The 24,645-nt window shown below is 74.9% G+C and carries 17 protein-coding genes; 9 read left to right on the forward strand and 8 right to left on the reverse strand.

What is annotated here, in order from left to right; all coding sequences use genetic code 11:
• Positions 1–278 (reverse strand): IS5 family transposase (locus BMY19_RS28855; protein WP_107351059.1); only part of this gene is annotated, 278 nt, incomplete at its 3' end.
• A gap of 53 nt (positions 279–331) precedes the next feature.
• On the reverse strand, positions 332–1,243 hold the full coding sequence (locus BMY19_RS28860) for a LysR substrate-binding domain-containing protein (protein WP_056529504.1): 912 nt from the start codon (positions 1,241–1,243) through the stop codon (positions 332–334).
• A gap of 124 nt (positions 1,244–1,367) precedes the next feature.
• On the opposite strand from BMY19_RS28860, the gene BMY19_RS28865 reads away from it, so the two are divergent.
• Together BMY19_RS28865 and BMY19_RS28870 are read left to right on the forward strand one after the other, a co-directional pair.
• Positions 1,368–2,006 carry an isochorismatase family protein gene (locus BMY19_RS28865; RefSeq protein ID WP_091981160.1) on the forward strand — a complete coding sequence of 213 codons (639 nt, stop codon included), beginning with the start codon at positions 1,368–1,370 and terminating at the stop codon, positions 2,004–2,006.
• Positions 2,007–2,437: 431 nt separating this feature from the next.
• Complete coding sequence (locus BMY19_RS28870; protein WP_100253742.1) at positions 2,438–2,716, forward strand: hypothetical protein; 279 nt, start codon at positions 2,438–2,440, stop codon at positions 2,714–2,716.
• Between the two features lie 390 nt (positions 2,717–3,106).
• Here BMY19_RS28870 and BMY19_RS28875 read toward each other — a convergent pair whose 3' ends face one another.
• From BMY19_RS28875 to BMY19_RS28900, 6 genes are all read right to left on the reverse strand, one after another.
• The gene (locus BMY19_RS28875; RefSeq protein WP_100253743.1) at positions 3,107–4,096 is read right to left on the reverse strand and encodes a helix-turn-helix domain-containing protein; all 990 of its coding nucleotides are present in this window, start codon (positions 4,094–4,096) and stop codon (positions 3,107–3,109) included.
• Positions 4,097–4,534: 438 nt separating this feature from the next.
• A complete protein-coding gene (locus BMY19_RS28880) occupies positions 4,535–5,383 on the reverse strand; it encodes an ATP-binding cassette domain-containing protein (protein WP_170863076.1) in 849 nt (282 codons plus the stop codon).
• Positions 5,380–6,177 carry a siderophore-iron reductase FhuF gene (gene fhuF, locus BMY19_RS28885; RefSeq protein WP_100253744.1) on the reverse strand — a complete coding sequence of 266 codons (798 nt, stop codon included), beginning with the start codon at positions 6,175–6,177 and terminating at the stop codon, positions 5,380–5,382. Before fhuF ends, BMY19_RS28880 begins: the two co-directional genes overlap by 4 nt.
• Positions 6,174–8,186, reverse strand: coding sequence for a Fe(3+)-hydroxamate ABC transporter permease FhuB (gene fhuB, locus BMY19_RS28890; RefSeq protein ID WP_100253745.1), 2,013 nt, complete (start codon positions 8,184–8,186; stop codon positions 6,174–6,176). The genes fhuF and fhuB overlap by 4 nt, the downstream gene beginning before the upstream one ends.
• Complete coding sequence (locus tag BMY19_RS28895; protein WP_100253746.1) at positions 8,183–9,133, reverse strand: ABC transporter substrate-binding protein; 951 nt, start codon at positions 9,131–9,133, stop codon at positions 8,183–8,185. The genes fhuB and BMY19_RS28895 overlap by 4 nt, the downstream gene beginning before the upstream one ends.
• A 109-nt stretch (positions 9,134–9,242) precedes the next feature.
• Positions 9,243–10,616, reverse strand: coding sequence for a lysine N(6)-hydroxylase/L-ornithine N(5)-oxygenase family protein (locus BMY19_RS28900; RefSeq protein ID WP_056529520.1), 1,374 nt, complete (start codon positions 10,614–10,616; stop codon positions 9,243–9,245).
• A 427-nt stretch (positions 10,617–11,043) separates the two neighbouring features.
• On the opposite strand from BMY19_RS28900, the gene BMY19_RS28905 reads away from it, so the two are divergent.
• From BMY19_RS28905 to BMY19_RS28935, 7 genes are all read left to right on the forward strand, one after another.
• Positions 11,044–11,277, forward strand: a complete 234-nt coding sequence (locus tag BMY19_RS28905; RefSeq protein WP_020094344.1) for an MbtH family protein — start codon at positions 11,044–11,046, stop codon at positions 11,275–11,277.
• 2 nt (positions 11,278–11,279) lie between these two features.
• Complete coding sequence (locus BMY19_RS28910) at positions 11,280–11,996, forward strand: thioesterase II family protein (RefSeq protein WP_199778774.1); 717 nt, start codon at positions 11,280–11,282, stop codon at positions 11,994–11,996.
• A gap of 62 nt (positions 11,997–12,058) precedes the next feature.
• Positions 12,059–13,042: a TauD/TfdA family dioxygenase gene (locus tag BMY19_RS28915; protein ID WP_056529523.1), complete on the forward strand. Its 984-nt coding sequence runs from the start codon at positions 12,059–12,061 to the stop codon at positions 13,040–13,042.
• Positions 13,042–14,739 (forward strand): cyclic peptide export ABC transporter, encoded by a 1,698-nt coding sequence (locus BMY19_RS28920; RefSeq protein ID WP_100253747.1) that lies wholly within the window; start codon positions 13,042–13,044, stop codon positions 14,737–14,739. Before BMY19_RS28915 ends, BMY19_RS28920 begins: the two co-directional genes overlap by 1 nt.
• Positions 14,736–19,220 carry a condensation domain-containing protein gene (locus tag BMY19_RS28925; RefSeq protein WP_100253748.1) on the forward strand — a complete coding sequence of 1,495 codons (4,485 nt, stop codon included), beginning with the start codon at positions 14,736–14,738 and terminating at the stop codon, positions 19,218–19,220. The genes BMY19_RS28920 and BMY19_RS28925 overlap by 4 nt, the downstream gene beginning before the upstream one ends.
• Positions 19,217–22,375, forward strand: a complete 3,159-nt coding sequence (locus BMY19_RS28930) for an amino acid adenylation domain-containing protein (RefSeq protein ID WP_100253749.1) — start codon at positions 19,217–19,219, stop codon at positions 22,373–22,375. Before BMY19_RS28925 ends, BMY19_RS28930 begins: the two co-directional genes overlap by 4 nt.
• Positions 22,372–24,645, forward strand: a 2,274-nt coding sequence (locus BMY19_RS28935) for a condensation domain-containing protein (protein ID WP_139215733.1), incomplete at its 3' end; no start/stop codon positions are given. The genes BMY19_RS28930 and BMY19_RS28935, both read left to right, overlap by 4 nt.

Here is a 24,645-nt window from a genome sequence, read left to right on the forward strand (position 1 = left end):
TCGAGGTCGCCGCGCGCGTCCGCCTGCGCCTGCAGCCGCCGCAGCACCCGGTCGAACACGCCGGCCTTGCGCCACCGGTAGAACCGGCTCGACACCGTTCCCACAGCACCGTAGCGCGCCGGTAGATCCTCCCAGGGTGCGCCCGTGCGCAGGATCCAGAGCATGCCGTTGAGGACTTGCCGGTGATCCTCCGCAGGCCGGCCCGTGCGCGGCTTCTGCGGAGGCAGCAGCGGGGCGATCTGCTCCCACTGCGCGTCGGTCAGTTCAAAGCGTCGCATCAAGCCCACATGGGCCTGACCACCCAGCCTGTGAACCCCTTTGCAGAGACGCCCTAGAGCAGCACGGCCTTCGGAAACTCCGCCGCGAGGTGGTCGAGGAAGGCCCGCACGGACGGAAGCAGGCCTTGGCGGTAGGGAATGAGGGCCGTCAGGGTGGAGTCGCCCGCGACCCAGTCGGGCAGAACGCGCCGCAGGGCACCCGAGCGGACGGCCTGACGACAGATGTAGCTCGGCAGAGCGACCACGCCGATGCCGCGGATGGCGGCCTGCTGCAGCCCGACCATGTCATCGCCCATCAGCCTCGGACTCAACGGCAGTACCGCCTCGTCCCCGGCGCGGCTCGCGTGCCGCAGCCGCCAGACCGGCGCGACCCCGGTCCGCATCATGAACAGGGACGGATGGTCCCGAAGGGCGTCCGGATTGTCCGGAGCGCCGTTCTCGTCGAGGTATGCCGATCCCGCGAACAGGAACCAGGGCGCCGGCGCCAGGGTACGCTGGACGAGGTTCGAGTCCGGCAGCGGGTCCGTATGGGCCCGCACGGCGATGTCGAAGTTCTCGCCGACGATGTCGACGGTGCGGTCCGCGCCGTGGGCCACGACATTCACCTTCGGGTGGCGGACGAGGAAGTCCGCGATGATGTCCGCCAGGGCGAACTGCATGGTCGCGACGCCGGCCGTGCACCGCACCGTGCCGGTCGGCTCCGTCAGGCGCTGGCGGATCGTCGTCTCCGCCAGCTCCGCCTCTCTGAGCATCGCGACCGCGTGGCGGTAGAAGTCCTCCCCCGCATCCGTCATGCCGAACCGGCGCGAGGTCCGGTTCAACAGCCGGACGCCGAGGGCGCCCTCCAGCTGCTGGAGGCGGTGGCTCAAGGTGGATTTCGGCACGCGCAGCGTCCGCCCGGCGGCCGTGAAGCCGCCGCGATCGACGACCTGCACGAAGTAGAAGAAGTCGTTCAGGTCGAGCACGCCGCCCCCTTATCGTCCAAACCTATGGACGCTGGGTTCGGATTGTTGCGGCTTCTGGGCCGCCGGTCCAGCCGGTAGCTCTTGCTCGTCGCCGGCCCCGACGGGCCTTGAGCAGGAGGATACGATGACCGCTCGCGCCTACGAACCGCTCACCGCCGAGAACGCAGCCCTCGTCCTCGTCGACCATCAGGTCGGCCTGATGACGGGCGTGCGGGACTATTCGACGGGCGAGCTCAAGCACAACGTGATCGCCCTGGCGAAGGCCGCCACGGCGCTCGGCCTGCCCATCGTGGTCACCACGACGGCGCGCGACAGCCTATGGGGTCCGACCTTCCCTGAGTTGGTCGCGGCGTTGCCCGGAAACGAGATCATCGACCGCTCGTCGGTGAACGCCTACGACGACGCGCGCGTCGCCCGGGCCATCGAGGCCACGGGCCGCGAGAAGCTGATCTTCGCCGGCATCTCGCTGGAGGTCTGCGCGGCTTTCCCGGCCATGACAGCCGTCGCCCGCGGCCTCGACGCCTACGTGGCTGTCGACGCCTCCGGGACGTTCAGCGAGACCAAGCGCCAGGCCGGCCTTCTCCGTATGGCGCAGGCGGGCGTGGTCCTGTCCGACTACGCGACGCTGATGGTCGAGATCCTGAAGGACAACGCCCGCCCGGAAGCGGGCCCGGTCTACGCCGCCTTGGACATGCCCTGGGCGACCTTGGTCGGCCAAGTCGCCGCCTCCTTCGGCAGAGTGGACGGCGGAGCGAATGCTTGACCGTTCCCGACACGTGTCAGTTTGCGGCCGCCGCCTGTCCCACAGCGGTCGGCAAGCGGGCGCGCCAGCGGTGTCTGCCGGCCCCTGCTCGACGCAACAATCGAAGCAACACGCGCGTAAGGCCGAGCTCTTAAATTCTTCATTAACCAAAGGCCCGAACGGCCACGAGGGGGAACCGACATGACCACCATCATCGCACGACTGCTGATCGTCATCAGCGTGATCGGCGCCATCGCCTGCGCGCCGATGCTGACGCCCGCATCCGCAGCCGGTCTCCTCGCGCAGACGAGGTGAGCCGTCATGGGCATGCAGTCCGTCATCCTGCTGGTCATCGCCGGCAACTTCGCCTGCGCCTCCCTCATCCCGTATCTGGCGATGACCGGAGCCTGAAGGCGTCTCCTCGGTAGATCTCTCACCCTACGGAGCCGACCATGAGTATCTCGAAGACCGCTTGCCTCACCGCTGTCCTCGGCCTCGTCTCCGACATGGCCTTTGCCCAGCCACAGGCGAGCCAGGAGAACCTGAAGCGCCACTGCATAGGAGATTACCTGGAACACTGCGGCCAGTTCTCGCCCGACGGCGGGGAAGTCCAGGCCTGCTTCCGCGAGAGAGCCGGCCTCCTGACACCGAACTGCTCGATGGCCATCGCCGCTTACCAAGAGGAGCAGAAGGCCGCGAATCCGATCCGGAAGATCCGCGCCGCACGGTGAAGTCATCCCTTCGCGTATTCGATAAGGTCAGCCGAGCCGGCATCTGCGAAATCCGGCGCGGCACGGAATTCGCCAGTGTCTACCGTCGCCTGCCCTGACCGGGATGCGACCCGCCGCAGGGTATCAACCTTACCGCGCCCGACAGCCCTCGGCGAATGGGGGTTGGATGACCGGTACCGCAAGCCAGCGCACGCGGTGCGCGTTCGCCGCGCACAGTCGAAGCGCGATGCGAAATCTCCTGCGCCGGATCGTGGCGGAGTCCGCCGCTTCTCGAGATTGGGCGCGAATGGAAGCCGAGGTCGGCTTTCCCACACTTGATGCCCAGAAGCGGACAGGCGGAAGATCACCCCGAACTGCCGTTCCGGGAGCGACCCGAACCGGTCACTCAGGTCACGAGAATGACGGCCGGGACGCGGACGCGCCCGGTTGCGTGTCTCGGCTGTGCGCCTGCCGGTAGTCACGCGGGCTCATGCCGTAGCGATCCTTGAAGCGGCGCGCGAAATGCGCCTGGCTGCTGAAACCGCAGCCGTAAGCCAGCATGCCGATCGACAGGTGGGCGCAGGCCGGATCGCCCAGGCGCTTGGCTGCCGCCTCCAGGCGGCGTCCCCAGATGTAGTCGGAGATGTGCCGGCCGCGCTCGTGGAACAGTTCCTGGAGCCGGCGCAGCGACACGCCCATCGCGGCGGCGAGTTGCGGCGGATCCAGGTTCGGGTCGCTCAGGTTCGCCTCGATATAGGCCTTGGCGCGCTGGACCGTGACGTTGCCGTGGACGGAACGGGGTACCTCCTGCGCCATCCGTTCGGCGAGGCTCGCTATGATCAGGTCCGTTCCGATCGCCGCCATGCGCGCGGCCGCGTCGGGCGTGAGCTGATCGCCCATGCGCACCAGCTCCTGGAGGAAGGTGTTTGCCAGGGTCGTGGAGGCGAGGTCCGCGCCGACCGTGAGTGCACAGTACAGCCGGGACGGGCCCAGCATGGCCTCGAAGCGCTCGCGCGGCAGATCGATGACGAGGGAGATGCCCGTGTCGGCCTCGCAGACGGCCGGGCGTGCGTCGATAACGACGAAGTCGCCCGTCCGGAATACAGCCTCCCGATCGCCTTGCTGGATGGCGTCCTGGCCGGAGAGCTTCAAGGACGCGTAGAGGCGGTCGGGCTGCCCATAGCGCCGAATCGCGTCGGGGGTCGCTTCAGTCCGCATGGCGGTGTGTGCCATCTTGGAGATCGGCACAGGCCCGATGCTGATGACGTCCAGCCTGCCCTGAAACGGAACCCCGTGAAGGGGTTGCTGGTCGATCGGGATCAATCGCTCGCAGATCGTCTCGCGCCAGCGCCGGAACGCGTCCTTGGGGTGAATTCCCTCTGTCGAGAAGAAGGGTTGCATGCGTAGCCTCGGCACGCAGCGCGCCGTCCCGAAGCGCAGACTGCGGATCCGCAGGGTTATTGTATATAATCTATCATCTCAAGACCGCGGTGCCGGGTGCTTCGCGGCGGTTCTGTCCGCGTCTCAACTAATGCCGTCGGTAAGCGCACCGGCAGGAAACCGCCCCGAGCCGCCACTCCGATCGCGCCCAAGCCTGACACAGGACCACCCCGCGGGGGCCGGTCACCGTCTCGGAATCCCTCCGTCCCCGCCAGCGTTGTCGGAGCCGCCGCAACGGCCGCGCTCTTCCCGACGCCTCGATCGTCCAGACGAGACGAGGTCACCGCCGGGCGACGACGAGGTCCGCGGCGCACCGCCACCCGAGCGTCCGGCCGATTCGCGCTCGGACCCTGGGTCCGAGCGTGCCGGATCGCGAGCAGCTGGTCGTCGCGCGCCGGCCTACGATCCGCGCAGGTAGCTCAGCGGCCGACCGGTATCCGGATGCGGCATGACGCCCATCGGGATGTCGTACACGGCGCGCAGCGTGTCGGGATTCATCAGCGTGCCGGGCGGGCCGTCCGCGATGAGGCGTCCCGAGTGCAGCGCCAGGATGCGGTCGCAGACGCGCGCCGCCATGTTCACGTCGTGCAGGACCACCACGACGCCGAGCCCGTCACGATGGGCCAGATCGCGCACGAGGGCGAGGATCTCGACGGCGTGGGCGACGTCGAGGGCCGAGATCGGCTCGTCGAGCAGCAGGCAGGCGGGCTCCTGCGCGATCATCATCGCGAGCCAGACGCGCTGCCGCTCACCGCCCGAGAGCGTGTCGACGAAGCGGTCCGCGAAGGCGGCGACGCCGGTGGCGGCGAGCGCCCGCCGGACCGCCTCACGATCCCGGTCGGCGACGCGGCCGAGGGCGCCGTGCCAGGGATAGCGCCCCAGCGCCACGAGCTCGCGCACGGTCATGCCCGGGACCGGCGGGAGCGCCTGCGGCAGATAGGCGACCTCGCGCGCGAAGGCGCGGTCCTCCCAGGCACTGAGGGCGCGATCCGCGAACGCGATCCGGCCGGCGGTCGGCGCCTGCTGGCGGCCCAGCAGCTTGATCAGGGTCGACTTGCCGGACCCGTTATGGCCGATCAGGCCCACCACCTGCCGCGGCTGGATCACGAGGTCGAGGGGATGCAGCAGGGTGCGTTCGGGGAGACCGAAGCTCGCGCCCTGCAGGGTGAAGAGCGGGGGGGCGCCCGCGGCTTCCGCCGTCGGCGCGACCCGCGGCCGCGCGACGACCGGCGCATCGGGACCGTTCATGCGGGCCTCCTCGGGCCGTCCGTTCCCGCCGGACCCGCTTCGGGGCGTGCCGGCAGGGGGCAGGCGCCGCAGAGGCTCTGGTCGGGGATGAGGTAGCGCAGGCAGCAGACCTTCCGCACCCGACGCGGCGGCGCGCCCGCCGGCGCGTCCCCCGCCTCCGGGACGTAGCGGATCGGCGCGAACAGCGGGTTGGGCGCGCCGGACCGGCGGCGGCTCGTCAGGACGCTCGCGGCGGCCGCGTGCCCGGTCCGGCCCGCCTGCGGGAGCCCCTCGGTGCGGCGCACCACGAACTCGAAGATGTTGCCGGCATTGCTCCACAGCACGCGCGGCGCCACGCCCGAGACCGCCGCCAGGGCACCGACCAGGGGCGCCAGGTGCGCGTCGATCAGCGCGCCGAAGCGATCCGCCGGCGCCCTCTCCTGGGTCTGCCCGCCGGGCCCGTCGCTCCCCGCGGCGGGGTCGCGCAGCTTGAGCGCACGCGTCAGCCCGCCGTCGTCCGGGACGATCTCGACGGCGTCGAGGGCCACGGGCAGGACGAGGTCGAGCACGATGTTGGCGGCGAGCGCGGGCACCACCAGCATCGAGAAGTGCTGCTTCGCCCAGATCGACGCGACGGCGCGGGGCTCCGGCGCCGCGAAGGTGCGGGCGAACCGGTCGAGCTGGTCGGTCAGGACGCGCGGATCGAGCAGGTCGGCGCCCCTCACGGAGGGGCGCGGATCCTCCGCGGACACGATCCGATCCCGGTAGCCCTCGAGGGGGCCGACGAACAGGGCGTTCAGCGGGGAGAGAATCATCGGCGCAGCATCAGCCAGACGAAATAGGCGCCCCCGAGAACCGTCGCGACGAGGCCGGCGGGCAACTGCCACGGGAAGGCCGCGACGCGCCCGAGCCAGTCGGCCAGCACCATGATCAGGCCGCCGGCGAGCGTCGCCGCCACCAGCTGCTCGGCGGCCCGGCTGAAGCCCAGGCTGCGGGCGAGGTGCGGCCCCATCAGCCCGACGAAGCTCAGCGGGCCGACGAGCAGGGTCGCGGCGCCGGTCAGGATCGCGGCGACCGACAGGACCGTCAGGCGCGCCCGCGCGACCTGGAGCCCGACGGCCCGGCTCGTTTCCGCCCCGAGCGGCAGGATCGTGAGCCATCGCGCGAGCAGCGGCGTGCCCGCGAGCACCAGGGCCGCGCCGAGGCAGGCGAGCCCGGCCTCGGTCCCGGTGGCGTTGTAGGTCGAGCCCGAGAGCCACGTCAGCAGGGCGGCAGTCCGCGGGTCGGCCGTGGCGAGCAGGAGCGCGATCACCGAGCCGATCAGGCTGGTGAGGGCCGCGCCGACGAGCAGGATCCGGGCGGAGGCGTAGCGCGCCCGGCGGCCCAGGGCCAGGACCGCCAGCAGCGTCGCGAGCGCGCCCGCCGCGGAGGCGGCCAGCATCGCGGCCGGGCCGAGGCCGGGGGCGAGGAACAGGACGAGCACCACCACCAGGGCCGCGCCCGCGGAGACGCCGAACAGCTCGGGGCTCGCGAGGGGGTTCCCGGTCAGCCGCTGCAGCAGCCCGCCCGCGTAGGCGAGCATGGCCCCGGCCCCCAGGGCGGCCAGCGCGCGCGGCGCCCGCCAGGCCAGGAGGGCGCCCGGATCGGGGCTCCACAGCCAGCCCTGGGCATCCCGCCCCAGGGTGAGCGACAGGCCGACGGCCGCGAGGGCCAGGATCGCGAGCGCCCCGATGGCGGGCCACGGCCGGGCGAGACGGACCGGGATAGGCCCCGGCGCCGGCGGCGCCTCGCGCGCCGTGCGCAGGCCCAGGATGAGGCCGACCAGCAGGGGTGCGCCGACGAGGGCGGTGACGGCGCCGGTCGGGACACCGCTGCGGCCGATGAGCCGCTGCACGAGCTGATCGGTCAGGACGAGCAGCACCGCCCCGGCCACCGGCCCCCAGAGCAGGCGGTCGCGGAGCCGGCGGGCGCCGCCGTAGCGGGCGATGGCCGGCCCCGCCAGGCCGACGAAGCCGATCACCCCGAGATACCCGGTCACGCTGGCGCCGACCGCGACGCCGAGGGCGAGGGCGGCGAGCCGCGTGCCGGCGGTGGAGACGCCGAGGCCCCGCGCTCCGGCATCGCCGAGCTCGATCAGGGTCAGCGGGCGCGCCAGCAAGCCGGCCGCGAGGGCCGCGAGGGCGAGGCGCGGGACGAGGCCGCGGACGCCGTCCCAGTTGTTCTGGTTCAGCGCGCCGGCCTGCCACGCGTAGAGGTCGGAGAGCGCGTCGAAATGCGCGAGCACCAGCATCCGGTTGGCTGCCTCGGCGGACAGCCCGACCACCAGTCCGGCGAGGATGACGGTGGACGGCGCGTAGCCGCTGCGCCCGCTCAGCAGCAGCACGAGGCCCGTGCACAGGGCCGCCCCGGCGCCCGCGACGGGCTCGTAGCCGTAGATCAGGAGGGCCGGCCACCACAGCGTCGCGAGGGCCAGGGCGAGCTTCGCGCCCGCGAACACGCCGAGGGTGCCGGGCTCGGCCAGCGGGTTGTCGAGCACCTGCTGGAACAGCACGCCGGCCAGGCCGAGGCCGCCACCCGCCAGGGCCGCCATGGCGAGGCGCGGCAGCAGGCTGTCGCGCAGGACGAGCTGCGGCATGTCGCCGTCGGTCGGGTGGAGCAGGGCGGCCCACCACTGCCCGGGCGGCAGGACGGCCGCCAGGTTGGCGTGCAGCAGCGCGGCGCTCACCGCCAGCGCGAGGGCGAGGAGCCCCGCCCCGCGCCAGAGCGGCGAGGCCCCGGACCCGTCGGCTCGCGCCCGCCGCGCTCCGGCTCCGGCCGCGCTCACGCCGGGGCCTTCCCGAGCGCCGCGGCGACCTGACGGGCGAAGCGCGCGGCCGACGGCAGGCCGCCGTTCGGATGGACGACCGGCATGCGGATCACGCGGCCGGCGCGCACGGCGGGCAGCGCCCGCCAGAGCGGGCTGTCGTCGAGGCGCCCGAGGGCGCGCGCGGTCTCGGCGCCGCGGTCGAAGTGGATCAGCGTCGCGTCGGGCACCTCCGCGAGGTCCTCGACCGCGGCGAGCACCGTGCCCGCGCCGCTCTGCCGGCCGGTCCAGGCATTGGTCAGGCCGAGGCGCTGGGCGACCGCGCCGACGGTGCTGCGCGTGCCGAAGACGGCCAGCTGCCGCCCGTCGTCGCGGAAGCGGCAGATGTAGACCGGGCGCCCGGTCCGGCCCGCGAGCGCGGCCCGGGCCTCGGCGAGCGCCCCGTCGGTCCCGGCGACCAGCGCCCGCGCCGCCGCGGCGCGGTCGACGCGGTCCCCCAGGTCGCGGGTCAGCGCGTCGAGGTGGTCGATCGGCTCCCGCGCGCCCGCGACGATGGGCAGCGCCACGACCGGGGCGATCCGGGTCAGCGCGACCTGGATCTGCGCCTGCCACGGCGCGGCGAGGATGAGATCGGGGGCGATCAGGCTGAGGAACTCGAGGTTCGGCTCCTGCAGCGGGCCGAGGTCGAGGACCGAGTCCGGCAGGGGCGGCTGCGCGATGAGCTTCTCGTAGAGCGGCCGGTTGGCGATCGCCACCGGCACGAGGCCGATGGCGAGGAGCGTCTCGGCGAACAACCCGTCGAGGGCGACCACGCGGGCGGCGGGCGAGCCGCCCGTCTCCGCCCGCCGCGGGTCGTCGGACGCGCCCGCGGGAGACGCGGCGAAGCCGCCCGGGACGAGACCGAGGGCGCCCGCGGCGAGGCCGGCGAGGAGGGCGCGACGATCGCCGCGCGGGCGGCTCATCCCCATGCGCCGATCCGTGCGCCGACCCGTGCGCCGACTCGGGCGAGCGGGCGGCGGATCCGCCCGCGGCACGCCTCCGCGCGCCGCGCCCGGCCGGTCCGCGGGACGGCGAGCCTCATGGATGCGCTCCCTGCCGCTCCCAGGCGCGGATCCCGCCGGCGGCGGGCGCGCGCGCCGGGGCGACCGCGCCCCCGTGCCCGTCCTGATCGAGCAGGCTGTCGACGATCTCCTGCGCGCGGACCGGCAGGACCGAGAGCAGGGTGTCGCTCAGACCGTGCGAGGTCTCCGAGTAGCCCTGGACGTAGATGCGCGGGACGAAGCCGGGGCGGGTCGGGACGCGGTAGTCGCGCGCCAGGTCCGGCCCGTCGCGGTAGGGCGCGAGCGGCTCGAGGATCGCCGGGTTCGGGTCGCGCGCGTACCCGGTCGCCAGGACGATGCCGTCGTAGCTGCGCTCCGCCTCGACCTCGGCGTAGCGGTCGACGGTCCGCAGCCTGATCCCGCTTGCGTCGCCGACGGCCGAGAGGATCTCGCTGCGCGGCCGGAGGTGCAGGCGCTGCGGCCCGGAGACCTTCTCCCGGTAGACGATCACGTGGAGCGCCTTGAGCAGGTCGGCGTCGATCACCGCGTAGTTCGTGTTGCGGTAGCTGCGCACGATCGCCGCCCGCCGCTCGCTCGGCTGCGCGTACACGAAGTCGGTGCGGTCGGGGTGGAAGATCTCGTTGACGAACGGCGTCGCGTCCGACGGTCGGAGGGCGTGGCCGCGGAAGACGAGATCGACCTGCAGCTGCGGGAAGCGGGCGTGGAGATCGTGGCCGATCTCGGCGGCGCTCTGGCCGCCGCCGATCACCGCCACGCGGGCGCCCGGGCGCGACAGGTCGAGCGGGCTGCCCGGGCCGCGCCGGTCGACGTGGTCGAGGTAGCGGCTCGAATGGCAGAGCCGGGGATCGCGCGCCAGGGCGGCGAAGGCGGCGGGCACGTGCGGGGCGCCGCCCACCGCGAGGGCGAGGTCGCGCGTCTGGCGGCGGATCTCGCGGCCCGCGGCGTCGCGGGTGACGACCCACAGGGTCTCGACCGTCCCGTCCGGTCCCGGCCCGGGCTCCACCGCGACCGCGGTCTCGCCGTAGTCGCACCGGTCGGCGAAATGGTCCGCCACCCACCGAAGATAGTCGTTGAACTCGATCCGGCTGGGATGAAACGTCCCGAGATCGATGAAATCGTGCAGTCGACCCTGGCTGTGCAGGTAGTTCACGAAGGTCAGCGGGCTCGTCGGGTTGCGGAGCGTGACGAGGTCCTTGAGGAACGAGATCTGCATGTCGCTGCCCGGCAGCAGCATGCCGCCGTGCCATCGGAAGTGCGGCTGCCGCTCCAGGAAGCGGTACCGGAGGCCGCGCGCCGCCGGGGTCTCGGCCAGGGCGATCGCCAGGGCGAGGTTCGAGGGCCCGAAGCCGACCCCGATGACGTCGCAGAGCGGTGCGGCGCGCGCGGTCATCCGATCGTCTCCTCGTCCGCACGACGGGGTGCACGCCGGGGTGCGCGCCGGGATGCGCGGCGATCCTCGCCGCCGCGGCGCACGGGGGCGGCGCCTCCCTCGGGGGAGCCGCGCGTTTCCCCGGCGGGACCGCTCGCAGGCGACCGGAAGCTGGTTCGCGCACACGCCACTGACCGCGTCCCCCGCCAAGCCCCGGACCACAGAACACCCGCCGGCCGCACTGCGTAGCGCGAACCGCCACAGTGATTCAAGGTCTCCGGAAAACACTTCTGACGATCGAGCAGTAATGAATTAAATTAGAACATTTCAAATATGTAAAAGGGCCCTTGAGTCCGGCGATCTTTCGGCCATGTTATGCGCCGACAAGCGAAGTTCATTGATTCATTGGCGAGGCAGCTCGCAGCTTTCACCTGAACGGGATGCATCGATGGCGTTCGATCGCGAAGATACGCTGTTCTACGTGGTGGTGAATCACGAGGAGCAATACTCGATCTGGCCGAGCTACCGCGACATCCCTGACGGGTGGCGCGCCGTGGGCGATCCGCGCGCGAAGGCCGATTGCCTGGCCTACATTGACGAGGTCTGGACCGACATGCGGCCCCTGAGCCTGCGCCGACACATGGAGGCTCAGGAGCGGGACGCGGGCGGCGCGCGGGCGTGACCGTGCCGGGACGAGTCCGGCTGTTCTGCCTGCCCTACGCGGGGGCGAGCGCCGCGGTGTTCGCGCAGTGGCGCCGCGGCCTGCCCGACGCGGTCGACGTCAGGCCCGTCGAGCTGCCGGGGCGCGGCTCCCGGATCGGCGAGGCGCCCTGCACCGACCCGCGGGCGCTGACGCGGCGCCTCGCGGACGAGGTCGCCGGTTCCGTCACGGGCTCCTACGCGCTGTTCGGCCATAGCCTGGGCGCGCTGCTCGCCTTCGAGCTGGCGCACGAACTCCGCGACCGCGGGATCGCGGCGCCGCGCGCGCTGTTCGCCTCCGGATGCGCCGGACCGGCGGTGTGCGACGGGGCGTATTTCCGCCGCCCGCGCAGCGACGCGGACCTGCGCGACGCGCTGTCCGCCTACGGCGCGACGCCGCCGGAGGCGCTGGCCGATCCCGCCCTGATGGCCCTGGTGCTGCCGGTGCTCCGGGCCGATTTCCGGCTGCGCGGCGCCTACACCTACGCGGCGCGCCCGGCGCTGGACTGCCCGATCCAGGCGCTCGGCGGGACGCGGGACGACGTCGCCCGCGCCGACCTCGAGGCCTGGGGCCGCGAGACGCGCGGCCCCTTCGACCTCGCGCTGTTCGAGGGCGACCACTTCTTCATCCACGCGCGGCGGGGGCCGGTGCTCGACCTCGTCGGCCGGCGGATCGGCGCGCGGGCCGAGGTCGCGGCCTGAGGCGGCCGCGCCCGCCCATCGGCGGCGCGCGGGCCGGCGGCGCGAACGAACGGGATGTCACCATGGAGGACGCCGTGATGGAACTCGTGACCAAGCCCCTGCGGGACGAGGGTCCTCTGCCGCTCCTGGTCACGCCGCCGGAGGGCGCCGCGGGCGCGGCGCTCGCGGACGCGCTGCCGGCGATCCGGGCCGCGGCCGAGGCGCACCTCCACGCCGCGGGCGGCCTGCTGCTCCGCGGCTTCAGCCTCGACGGGCCCGACGCGTTCCGCAGCTTCGCGGCGGGCTTCGGCCACGACCTCCTGAGCTACGAGTTCGGCTCGACGCCGCGCAGCCCCGTGACCCAGGGGGTCTACACCTCGACCGAGTACCCGCCCCACCAGCACATCCCGCTGCACAACGAGCAGGCCTACGCCCGCGACTGGCCGATGAAGATCTGGTTCTACTGCCAGCAGGCGGCGCCTGAGGGGGGCGAGACGCCGCTGGCCGACAGCCGCGCCATCTACCGCGCCGTGCCCGAGCCGATCCGCGCGCGCTTCGCCGAGCGGGGCCTGATGTACGTGCGCAACTACGGCAACGGGCTCGACGTGGCCTGGGAGCAGGTGTTCGGCACGCAGGACCGGGGGGCGGTCGAGGCGTACTGCGCCGGCCACGGGATCACCTGCGAGTGGAAGCCGGACGGCGACCTCCGCACCCGGCAGGTCTGCCAGGGCACCGCCCGCCACCCCGAGACCGGCGAGCCGGTGTGGTTCAACCAGGCCCACCTGTTCCACGTCTCGAACCTCGAGCCGGAGGTGCGCGCGACCCTCCTCGACCTCGTCGACGAGCCGGACCTGCCGCGCAACGTCTACTACGGCGACGGCAGCCCGATCCCCGACGCGGATCTCGACGCGATCCGCGCCGTGCTCGCCGCGCACACCGTCGTCTTCCCCTGGCAGTCCGGCGACGTGGTGATGCTGGACAACATGCTGACCGCCCACGCGCGGACACCCTTCAAGGGCCCGCGCAAGGTCGTGGTGGCGATGGCGCAAGCCGGCCGCGCGCAGTGATGGCAGCGGCGTTCGCCTTCGCGGAGCCCGGGTCCGCGCCAGGGACCGCGCTGTGGCGCGCCCTCGCGCGGGGCGCCCGCGCCCGGCTCGTGCTGGCCGGCGCGGCGAGCTTCGTCGGCGGGATCGCCACGACGGGCCTGATCGTGCTCATCAACGGGGCGCTCCACGCGTCCGAGCCCGCCCGGGCCGACCGGGTCGCCGCCTTCGCGGCGACCGCCCTCCTCGCCTGCGCGGCGCTCGTCGTCTCGCGCGCCCTCTTCGCCGATCTCGGGCAGCGCGGGCTCGCCGATCTCCGGTCCGCGATCGCCGCGCGCGTCCAGGCCGCCGCGTTCGCGGATCTCGAGGCTGTGGGGAGCGCCCGGGTGCAGGCGCTGGTGACCGAGGACGCCAACCAAGTCGCCAACTTCCTCACGGCGCTGCCCGTGCTCGTCACCAACTGCGCGGTGGTCGCGGCGACCCTCGCCTATCTCGGCTACCTGTCGTTCCCCCTGTTCCTGGCCTCGGCCCTCACGATCGCCCTGGGGGCCGCGGGCTACTCCGCCTGCTACGGCCGCGTCACGCGCCACCTCGCCCGGGCCGGGGCGGAGCAGGACCGCCTCGTCGGACATTTCCAGGCGCTGCACGGCGGCGCCAAGGAGCTGCGCCTCAACCGGGAGAAGGGGCGCCACTTCCTCGACGCGGTCCTGGCGACCGCGATCGCCCGCGTCGCCGACCACCGCCGGCGCGGCCTCGCCCTCCTCGCGCTGGCGGCGGGCTGGGGCCGCATCCTGTTCCTGGCCCTGATCGGGCTCGCGCTGTTCGTCCCCGGGACCGGCGCGCAGAGCCCGGCGGTGACGACCGGGTACGTCATCGCCCTGCTCTACCTGATGGGGCCGCTCGAGGCGGTGCTGAACACGATGCCGCTCGTCAACCTCGCCCGCGTCGGCGCGCGGCGGATCGAGGCGGCCTTCGCCGAGCTGCCGCCCGAGCCGGTCGGCGATCCGGGGACAGGCCCGGCCGCGCCCCGGCGCGACGCCACCGTGACCCTGCGGGGCGTGACCCATCACCGGGCCGATCCGCAGACCGGCGACCGCTTCGACCTCGGCCCGGTCGACCTGACGCTGCGCCCCGGGGAGATCACCTTCCTGGTCGGCGGCAACGGCTCCGGCAAGACCAGCCTCGCCCGGGTGATCGCCGGCCTGCACCCGCCGACCGGCGGGACGCTGTGCCTGGACGGTCGCCCGGTGGCGGGCGCGGCCCTCGCCGGCTACCGCGCGCACGTCGCGGCCGTCTTCTCCGATTTCCACCTGTTCGAGACGCTGCTCGGCCGGCCGGACGCCGCGCGCGAGGCGCAGGCGCGCGCGTGGCTGACGCGCCTCGGCCTCGACGGCCGCGTCAGCCTCCGGGACGGGGTCTTCTCGACCCGCGATCTCTCGACGGGCCAGCGCAAGCGGCTCGCCCTCCTGGTCGCCTGCCTGGAGGACCGGCCCGTCATGATCTTCGACGAGTGGGCCGCCGACCAGGATCCCGACTCCCGGGCGGCCTTCTACGAGACGCTCCTCCCGGAGCTGGCCGCCGAGGGCCGGACGATCCTCGTCGTCACCCACGACGACCGCTGGTTCGACCGGGCCGACCAGGTCGTGAAGCTCGAGCGCGGCCTCGTGGTGGAGCACCGCGCCGCCCCGCCGCGCGGCCGCCAGGCGGGAGCCGGCGCGTGAGCCTGCACGAGAGCCTGCACGTGGGCCGCGCGCACCGCGCGCCGTCGCCGCACCGGCCCGCGCCGGACGACAGCCTCGTGGCGATCCTGCGGGCGCGGGCGGCCGCCACGCCCGACCGGCTGACCCTGCGCTTCCTCACGGACGGGCGCGCGGTCGGGGCGTCCCTCGACTACGCGGAGCTCGACCGGCGGGTCCGCGCCCTCGCGGCGCGCCTCCAGCGCGACGCCGAGCCCGGCGCGCGGGCGCTCATCGCCCTGCCGAGCGGGCCCGACTACGTCGTGGCGTTCTTCGCCTGCCTCTACGCGGGCCTCGTCGCCGTGCCCTCCTTCCCGCCGGAGACGCGGGATCCGCACCACGCGGCCCGCCTCGCCCTGATGATCGCCGACATGGCACCGCGCCACGTCCTGACCGATCGGGCGAACCGCGAGACCGTGGCGGCGACCTGCGCGGGCAGCTCCGTGGGCGCGATCGTCTGTGTCGACGCGGTCGGCAGCGCCGGGGCGGAGGCGTGGCGGCCGGTCCCGTGCCCGCCCGACACCCTCGCCTTCCTGCAGTACACGTCGGGCTCGACCGCGAATCCCAAGGGCGTCGAGGTCACGCACGGCAACATCGTCGCCAACGCCCGCTGGCTCGCCGAGGCGATCGCGCCCGGCCCGGACGACGTCTTCGTCTCCTGGCTGCCCCTCTACCACGACATGGGCCTGATCGCGGGGCTGATCGAGCCGATCTTCGCCGGCGCGCCGCTCGTGCTGATGAGCCCGCAGGCCTTCCTCGCCCGGCCCGCCTCGTGGCTCGAGGCGATCGGCGCGCATGGCGGCACGATCAGCGGCGGCCCGGACTTCGCCTACCGGCTGGCCTGCGAGCGCGTCGGCGCCGCCGCGCTGGCGGGGCTCGACCTCGCCGGGTGGCGCGTCGCCTACAGCGGTGCCGAGCCGATCCGGCCCCGGACCCTCACCCGCTTCGCCGCGCGCTTCGCCCCGGCGGGCTTCGCGCCGACGGCGCTCAGCCCCGCCTACGGCCTCGCCGAGGCGACCCTCCTCGTCGCGGCCAAGCCCCTGGGCACGCCGTGGCGCCGGCTGAGCGTGGCGCCGGCGGCGCTGGCGGCCGGCCGCGCCGTCGCCGACGAGGCCGGCACCGCCCTCGCGAGCAGCGGCCGGCCGGTCCGGCCCGAGCACCTGCGGATCGTCGACCCGCGCACGGGCCTCCCCTGCCCCGACGGGACGGTCGGCGAGATCTGGCTCAGCGGCCCCTGCGTCGCGCGCGGCTACTGGAACAACCCGGAGGCGACCCGCGCGACCTTCGTGCCCCGCGACGGCGCGACCTGGCTGCGGACCGGGGACCTCGGCTTCCTGGACGGCGGCGAGCTCTTCGTCACCGGGCGCGCCAAGGACCTCATCATCCTGCGCGGCCACAACGTCTATCCGCAGGACGTGGAGACGGCGGTCGAGGCGCGCGTGCCGGCCCTCCGCCCGGGGCGGGTCGCGGCCTTCGCGGTCGAGGGTCCGGCGGGCGAGGCGATCGGGATCGCCGCCGAGATCGGCCGGAGCGCCGCCGCCCGCGCGCCGGAGATCGCCGCCGCGGTCGACGCCGCGCTGGCGGAGGTGCTGGCCGAGCCGGCGGAACTCGTGGCCCTGCTGGAGCCGGGCACCCTGCCCAAGACCACGAGCGGGAAGCTCCGGCGCGGCGCGTGCCGGGACGGCCTCGCGGCCGGCGACCTCACCCCCCTCCACCTCTACCGGCGCCCGCAGGGTGCCCCGTCGCCGGATGAGCCGCCCCGGAGCGCGACGGAGCGCGCCCTCGCGGCGATCTGGAGCGATCTCCTCGGCCTCGACGAGGTCTCGCGCGGGCGCGGTTTCCTGGAACTCGGCGGCCACTCGCTCCTGGCGATGCGCGCCGTCGACCGCGTCCGCGCCGCCTTCGGGGTCGCCCTGCCGCTGCGCGACCTGTTCGCGGCCCCGACCCTCGCCGACCTCGCGGCGCGGATCGACGCGCTGCCCCGCGACGCGGTGCCGGCGCCCGCGCTCCTGCCGAATGCGGGCCCGCCCCTGCTGTCGCTCGGCCAGCAGCGGCTCTGGCTGGCCGAGCGGCTCGGCGACCCGGCCGGGCGCGGCGCCTACGTCATAGTCGGACATATCCGGTTCGGAGGCCCGCTGGAGCCCGACCTGCTCGCCGCGGCGCTGCGCCGGGTCGTCGCCCGGCACGCCGTGCTGCGGACCGGCTATCCGACCGGCGAGGACGGCCTTCCGGAGCCCCGGATCGCCGAGGCGGTCGCCCTCGACGTGCCCGTCGACGACCTCACCGGCCTCGATCCGGGCGCCCGCGAGATCCGGGTCGCCGCGTGCGAGGCCGCGGAGGCGGCCGCGCCGTTCGACCTCGCCGTGCCGCCGCTCCTGCGCGCCCGGCTCCTGCGCCTGGCCGCCGACGATCACCGCCTCGTCCTGGCCCTCCACCACCTCGTCGGCGACGGCTGGTCGGTCGGCGTGCTGCTCTCCGAACTCGGGGCCGCCTATCGCGGCGCGGAGGCGCCGCCCCTCCCCGTCCAGTACGCGGATTTCGCGCGCTGGCACCGGGCGGCCGTGGAGCGCGCGGCGGCGGCCGAGACCGCGTTCTGGCGCGGGCACCTCGCGGAGGTGCCCGCCCTGCTGCCCCTGCCGACCGACCGGCCGCGGCCGGCGGTCCCGTCGCAGGCCGGCGGCTCCGTCCGCTTCGAACTGCCGGGGTCGCTGGTCGCCCGTCTGGCGGAGCTGGGCCGGGCGCGCGGCGCCTCGCCGTTCGTCGTGCTGCTCGCGGGCTTCCAGGCCCTGCTCCATCGGCTGAGCGGGGCCGAACGCTTCGTCGTCGGCACCGACGTCGCGGGCCGGCCGCACCCCGATCTGGCCGGGCTGATCGGCTTCTTCGTCAACGTGCTGCCGATCCGGGCGCGCCTCGACGGCGCCCCGTCCTTCGCCGCGCTGATCGAGCGCGTCCGCGAGGACGTCCTCGCCGCCTTCGAGCACGCCACCCTGCCCTTCGACCGGATCGTCGACGCCCTCGACATCCCGCGCGCCCGCGCCCGGCCACCCCTCGTCCAGGCCCTGTTCGTGATGCAGAACGCGCCGCCCGGCGATTTCGGTGTCCCGGGGCTCGCGGCCGAGGCCCGGGCGGCCAGCGCGCACGGCTCGAAATTCGAGATGGCGCTCTTCCTCGACCCGCCCGCGCCGGGGGGCGGGATCGCGGCCGAGTGGGTCTTCGCCACGGCCCTGTTCACCCCCGAACGCGTCGCGCGCCTCGCGGAGGCCTACGCGGCCTTGCTCTCCGCCGCAGCCGCCGCGCCCGCGGCCCCGCTCCCGACCTTGCTGCCCGGCCTGCCCGACCTTCTGCCCGCGCTCCCGCCCTCACGAGACCCGGAGGACCCCGTCATGTCGAACACCGCCCCGTCGCTCCCGCGCACCGGCCGCCTGGAAGCGAAGCTCGACAAGCTCAAGGGACTGGGCGCCGGTAAACCCGCCGCCGCCGCGGGCGAGCCGGCCCGCCTCTCGACCCTGGCGCCCGGGCGCGACTTCCCCCTCGTGATCGAGCCGCTGTCGGCCGACGTCGACGCGGTGGCCTGGGCGACCGCCCAGCGCGACTGGGTCGAGGGCAAGCTGCGCCGCCACGCCGGCCTGCTGCTGCGCGGCTTCGGCATCGCGACCCCGCAGGAATTCGAGGCCTTCGCCGAGGCGCTCCAGCCCGGCCTCTACGGCGGGTACGGCGACCTGCCCAAGAACGAGGGCGGGAAGAACACCTACCGCTCGACGCCCTACCCCGAGCGGGAGATGATCCTCTACCACAACGAGAGCAGCCACCTGCATGCTTGGCCGCGCAAGCAGTGGTTCTTCTGCCAGCAGCCGTCGCCGGTGGGCGGCGCGACGCCCATCGTCGACTGCCGCGCGCTGTACCGGCAGCTGCCGCCGGCGATCGCCGACCGCTTCGAGCGCCTGGGGCTGATCTACGTCCGCACCTTCACGGAGCGCTTCGACGTCGACTGGCGCCGGTTCTTCCACACCGAGGATCGCGCGGCCGTGGAGGCCCGCTGCCGGGCCGAGGGCGTCGACTTCGCCTGGCTCGACGCGGACACGCTCCAGACCCGCACGCGCTGCCCGGCGGTGATCACCCACCCGCTGACCGGCGAGAAGTCGTTCTTCAACCAAGTGCAGTTGCACCACCCGCGCTGCCTCGACCCCGAGGTGCGCGCCGACCTCCTCGGCCTCGTGGGGCCGGAGCGGATGCCGCGCGACGTGCTCTACGGCGACGGCACGCCGATCGAGGACGCGGTGATGGACGAGGTCGGCCGCCTCTACGAGGCGATCGCCGTGCGCTTCGACTGGCGCCCCGGCGACGTCGTGATGCTCGACAACATGCTCGCCGCCCATGCCCGCGACCCCTACGAGGGGCCGCGCCGGATCGTCGTCGCCATGGGCGACATGGTCGAGCGCGGCGCGGTCACGGGAGCGGCGGCATGACCGGCGCGGCGATGACCGGCGCGGCGATGACCGGCGCGCAGGCCTCCCTCGCGGCGGCGCCGACCCGGGCGCTGACCCCCGAGCAGCGCGCCTGCCTCGACGAGACCGGCACCGCGCCGAATCTCGTCGCCGAGATCGACCTGCCCGGGCCGGTCGAGGCGGACCGCCTCTGCCGCGGCCTCGCCGCGGTCGCCGCCCGCCACGACGTCCTGCGCACCGCCTTCGTGCGCGAACCGGGCTTCCGCGGCCTGCGGCAGGCCGAGGCCGGCGCGCCCGCTATCCCGCTCGATACCGGCGCGCCGCAGGGAGACGTCGGGACCGTCGGCCTCGCGCCGGAGCGCGGCCAGACCCTCGCGGCCGTCCTCCTGCCGGGCGCGACGCCGCGGCTGCGCCTCGTCGCCAGCGCCCTCGCGGTCGATGCCGGCAGCCTCGACCGCGTCCTGTCGGAGGTCGCGGCCGCCTGCGCGGACGACGCGGCGCCCGGCGCCGATCCCGAGGCCGCGACCTACGCCCAGTACGCGGAGTGGCGCGAGGCGGTCGCCGCCGACGACGCGGACGGCGAGGGCCAAGCCTACTGGCGGGACCAGATCGGCGCGGGCGCGGCACCACTCCGGCTGCCCTATCGCCGCGGGGCGGCCGCCGACGCGGTGGAGGAGCCGGCCGCCGCGATCCGGCTGAGTCGGGCCGCCGACGCCGCCGTCACGGACGCCTTCGCGCGGGCGCTGGCCCGGCCGGACCTCGCCGCGGCCGGCGCCGAGGCCGTGCTCCAGGCCGCGTGGTGGCTGCTCGTGGCGCGCCTCGCCGAGCGGACGGAGATCCTCGGCGGCTGGGTGCACGATTGCCGGCGCGACTACGCGGTCTTCGCCGGCACGGTCGGCGTCTTCACCAAGACGCTGCCCCTGCGCCTCGTCCTCCCGCCGGAGACCAGCGTCTCGGAGGCCGCGGCCGGTCTCGCCGCGCGGCTCGACGAGCACCGCGCCTTCCAGGAACTCTGCCCCCTCGACGCGGCCGGCGACGACCGCCGCCCCGCGGTCGGCTTCGCGCTCGCGGCTCAGGGGGCCGCGCAGGACCGGCTCCTGCCCGGACCCGCCGGGTTCGAGCTCTGCCTGGAGCCGGCCCTCGACGCGGAGGGGCACCTCGCCGCGCTGACCTTGCACGCCGACCCGCGCCGCTACGCGGTGGAGGCCCTGGAGACCCTGCTCGATCAGGTCGAGACGCTGCTCGCCCGCCTGCCCGCGAAGGCCGCGACGCCCTTCGCGACCTACCCGCTCGTCGGCGCGCGCGAGGAGGTGCGCCTGCGCGCCTTCGGCCGCCCGGCCGCCCGCGCCCTGCCGGCGGAGACCCTTCCGGTCCTCGTCGCCCGCCACGCGGCGACGGCGCCGGACGCCCCCGCCCTCGTCGGCGCCGGCCGCACCCTGTCGTACGCCGCGCTGGAGGACCGCGTCGCGCGCCTCGGCGCCTGGTTCGCCGCGCGCGGCGTCGGTCCCGAGCGCGTCGTCGCCCTGGACCTGCCGCGCTCCGTCGACCTCGTGGTGGCGATCCTCGCGGTCTGGCGCGCGGGGGGCGCCTACCTGCCCCTCGACCCGGCCTGGCCGCAGGCCCGCCGCGACCGCCTGATCGCGCTCGCCCGGCCCGCGCTGACCGTGGCGCTCTCGGCCGACCCCGCGGCCGGCCGGCACGCCCTCGGGGCGATCCTCGACGGCCTCGGTGAGGCCCGGCACCCCGCCGAGGCCCGGGACCCCTCCGACATGGCCTGCCTGCTCTTCACCTCCGGCTCGTCCGGGACGCCGAAGGGCGTGGTGATCGAGCACGCCCAGATCCGCGCCTACGCGGAGGCCGTCATCGACGCCCTCGACCTGTCCGGCCACGGGCGCTTCGCGCTGACCTCCACGGTGGCGGCCGACCTCGGCAACACCATGCTGTTCGCGGCGTTGCGCCTCGGCGCCTGCCTCGTGGTCGCCGACGAGGCCGAGATGGCCGACGGCCCGGCCTTCGCGCGCTTCCTGCGCGGCAACGCCGTCGCCTGCGCGAAACTGGTCCCATCCCACCTCGCCGCCCTCCTCGACGGCGTCGAGGACCCCGCGCTGCCCGACCTGCTGGTGCTCGGCGGCGAGCCGACGCCGGCCGCCCTGGTCCGGCGGATCCGGGCGGGGGCGCCGGCGACGCGGATCGCCAACCATTACGGTCCCACCGAGGCCTGCGTCGGCGTGCTGGTGCATCCGGACGCGGCCACCGCGCCGCCGGACGAGAGCCTGCCGCTGAGCCGCGTGCTCGCCGGCAGCGAGGCCTACATCCTCGACGCGGCGGGCGCGCTCGCGCCGACCGGCGCGGTCGGCGTGCTCCACCTCGGGGGCGCCCAGATCTGCCGGGGCTACCTCCCGGGCACGGAGGCCGGCGGCGCGGGCGCGTTCTCGCCCAACCCCTTCGGAGCGGGGCGGCTCTACCGCACCGGCGACCGGGCCCGCCTGCTGCCCGGCGGCCGCCTCGTGCTCGCCGGGCGGGCCGACGACCAGATCAAGCTGCGCGGCCACCGCGTCGAACCGGGCGAGGTCGAGGCCGCGCTGGCGGGCCTCGCCGGCGTGAGCCAGGCGGCGGTGCGCCCGTTCACGGGGCCGGACGGCGCGACCGGACTCGCGGCCTACGTGGTCGCCGACCCCGAGCGGACACCCGCCGCGCTCCTCGCGGCGCTGGCCGAAACCCTGCCCGCCGCGTGGCTGCCCGCCCCGATCCTGCGCCTCGACAGCCTGCCGCGACTGGCCAACGGCAAGATCGACCGCGCCGCCTTGCCCACTCCGGACGCCCATCCGGACGGGGGCACGGGCGTCCCGCCGCGCACGGCGCTCGAGACCGTGCTCACCGACGCCATGGCGGAGCTGCTGGGCCTCCCGGCGCAGCGCCTCGGCGCCGCGGGCGACTTCTTCGCGGCCGGCGGCAACTCGCTCCTCGTCATCAAGCTGACGGCGCGCATCCGCAAGCTGCTCAAGGTCGAGATCCCCCCGAGCCTGGTCTTCGACCACAGCACGCCCGCGACCCTCGCGGCGGCGCTCGGCACCTACGCCCCGCCGGGCGCGATCGAGGAGACGGCGAGCCTGCGCCTGGAACTCGCCGGCCTGAGCGAGACCGAGCGCGCCGGCCTCGCCGGGGTGGGCGCGTGACCGGGGTCGGCGCGCACGACGCGGCGCGGCGCGCGGCCCTCGCCCGCCTGCTGCGGGAGGACGCCGAGGCGGCCGACGGCATCCCGCGGCACGCCGGGGGCCCGGCGCCCCTGTCGTTCCCGCAGGCGCGGCTCTGGTTCCACCAGCGCTACGACCCGGAGAGCCCGGCCTACCACTCGGCCCGGGCCTTCCGCCTCACCGGCCCCCTCGACGTCCCGGCGCTCGAGGGCGCGTTCCGGAGCCTGATCGCCTGTCACGACGTCCTGCGCACGGCGCTGGCGGATACCGCCGACGGCCCGCGCCAGATCCTGCACCCGCACGTGCCGTTCGAACTCGAGCGCGTCCCGGCCCTCGACGGTGACCCGGGCGCGGCGCTGCGCGCCCTGAGCCGCCGCCCCTTCGATCTCACCCGCGCGCCGCCGCTGCGCGCGGTCCTGTCGGAGGCGGATCCGGCGGGCAGGCGCGTCCTCCTCGTGGTGATGCACCACATCGCGGTGGACGCGTGGTCGACGGCGCGGCTCTTCCGGGATCTGGCGCAGGCCTACCGCGCGGCCCTCGCCGATCCCGCGCGGATCGGGCAGCCGCTGCCCGCCCCGCGCCTGCGCTTCGTGGATTTCGCCGCGTGGCAGCGCGCCCGGTTCGACGGCGCGGCCGGGTCCGCGGCGATCGCGCGCGGGCGCCGCTACCTCGGCGACGCCGTCCCGGCCCTGGACCTGCCCCTCGACTATCCCCGCCAGCCCCTGGCGAACCGCCCGGGCGGGCGGGTCGACTTCACCCTGCCCACCGACCTCGCCGGCGCGGTGGCCGCGTTCTGCCGGTCGCAGGCGTGCCCGCCCTTCGTGGCGCTGCTGGCGGCGTGGCAGGTGCTGCTCGCCCGCCTGAGCGGCCAGACGGACTTCGCCGTCGGCGTGCCGAACGCCGCCCGCACCCGCCCCGAGTTGCAGGACCTCGTCGGCTTCCTCGTCAACACGCAGGTCTACCGCGTCCGCCTCGATCCGCGCGGGAGCTTCCGCGATCTCTGCGCGCGGCTGCGCGGCGAGGCGATGGCGTTCCTGGCCGAGGACGACGTCCCCTTCGAGCGCCTCGTCGCGGAGACCGGGATCGCGCGCGACGCCGCGACCACGCCGGTTTTCCAGGCGGCGTTCAACTTCCGCCCCAGCCGGGATGCCGCCCCCCTCGACCTCGCGGGGGTCGCGGCGGCGCGGATCGACGTCGACGTGGCGAGCGCCAAGTTCGACGTCGCCCTCGACGTCGCGGCCGACGGGACCGGCATCGATTGCCAACTCGAGTACGATGCCGGCCTGATCGCGGACGCTACCGCCCGGCGCTGGCGCGACGGGTTCCTCGCCCTGCTGCGCGCCCTCGTCGCGGCGCCGGACCGGCCCATCCACGCGGCGAGCGCGCTCACGGCCTCCGACCGGGCGGTGATCGGCTCGGCGAACGCGACCGCGCGGGCCTACCCGGACGGCGCCGGCGACGTGCTCGCCGCCTTCGCAGACCACCGCGCGCACGATCCCGACGCGGTCGCGGTGACCGACGCCCGGACCAGCCTGACCCGCGCCGGCCTCGACGCCCGCGCCACCGCCATCGCCCGCCGCCTCGCCCGCGCCGGCGCCCGACCCGAGCGCGTCGTCGGACTCCTCCTCGAGCGCACCTGCGACCTGCCCGCCGCCTGGCTCGCCGTCCTCAGGACCGGCGCCGCCATCCTCCCCCTCAACCCCGAACTGCCCCCAGCCCGCCTCGCCGCCCTCGCCGCCGAGGCCGACCTCCTCCTCACCCAGCCCGAACTCGCCGACCAACACCCCGCCCTCGCCGACGCCGCAGGGCGACCACCCCTCGTCCTCGACGCCGATCCGGACGCCGATCCGGATACCGACGCGGACGACGACAGCGCCCGGCCCGTCCGGCCCCGCACCCGCGCCCCCCACCCGGACGCGCTCGCCTACGTCCTGCACACCTCCGGCTCCACCGGCACCCCCAAGGCCTGCGCCAACACCCACGCCGCCCTCGCCAACCGCCTCGCCTGGATGGCCAACCACCTGCGCGTCGGTGCCCACGACACCATCCTGCACAAGACCCCCGTCTCCTTCGACGTCGCCGTCTGGGAGATCCTCCTCCCCCTCGTCACCGGCGCACGCCTCGTCCTGGCGCCCCCCGGCGCCCACCGCGACCCCGACGCCATCGCACGCCTCATCGGCCGGCACGCCGTCACCCTCCTGCACTTCGTGCCCGCCCAGCTCTCGGCCGCCCTCGCCGCCGGCGCCCTCGAC

The organism is Methylobacterium sp. UNC300MFChir4.1, assembly GCF_900110155.1.
Lineage (GTDB): Bacteria > Pseudomonadota > Alphaproteobacteria > Rhizobiales > Beijerinckiaceae > Methylobacterium.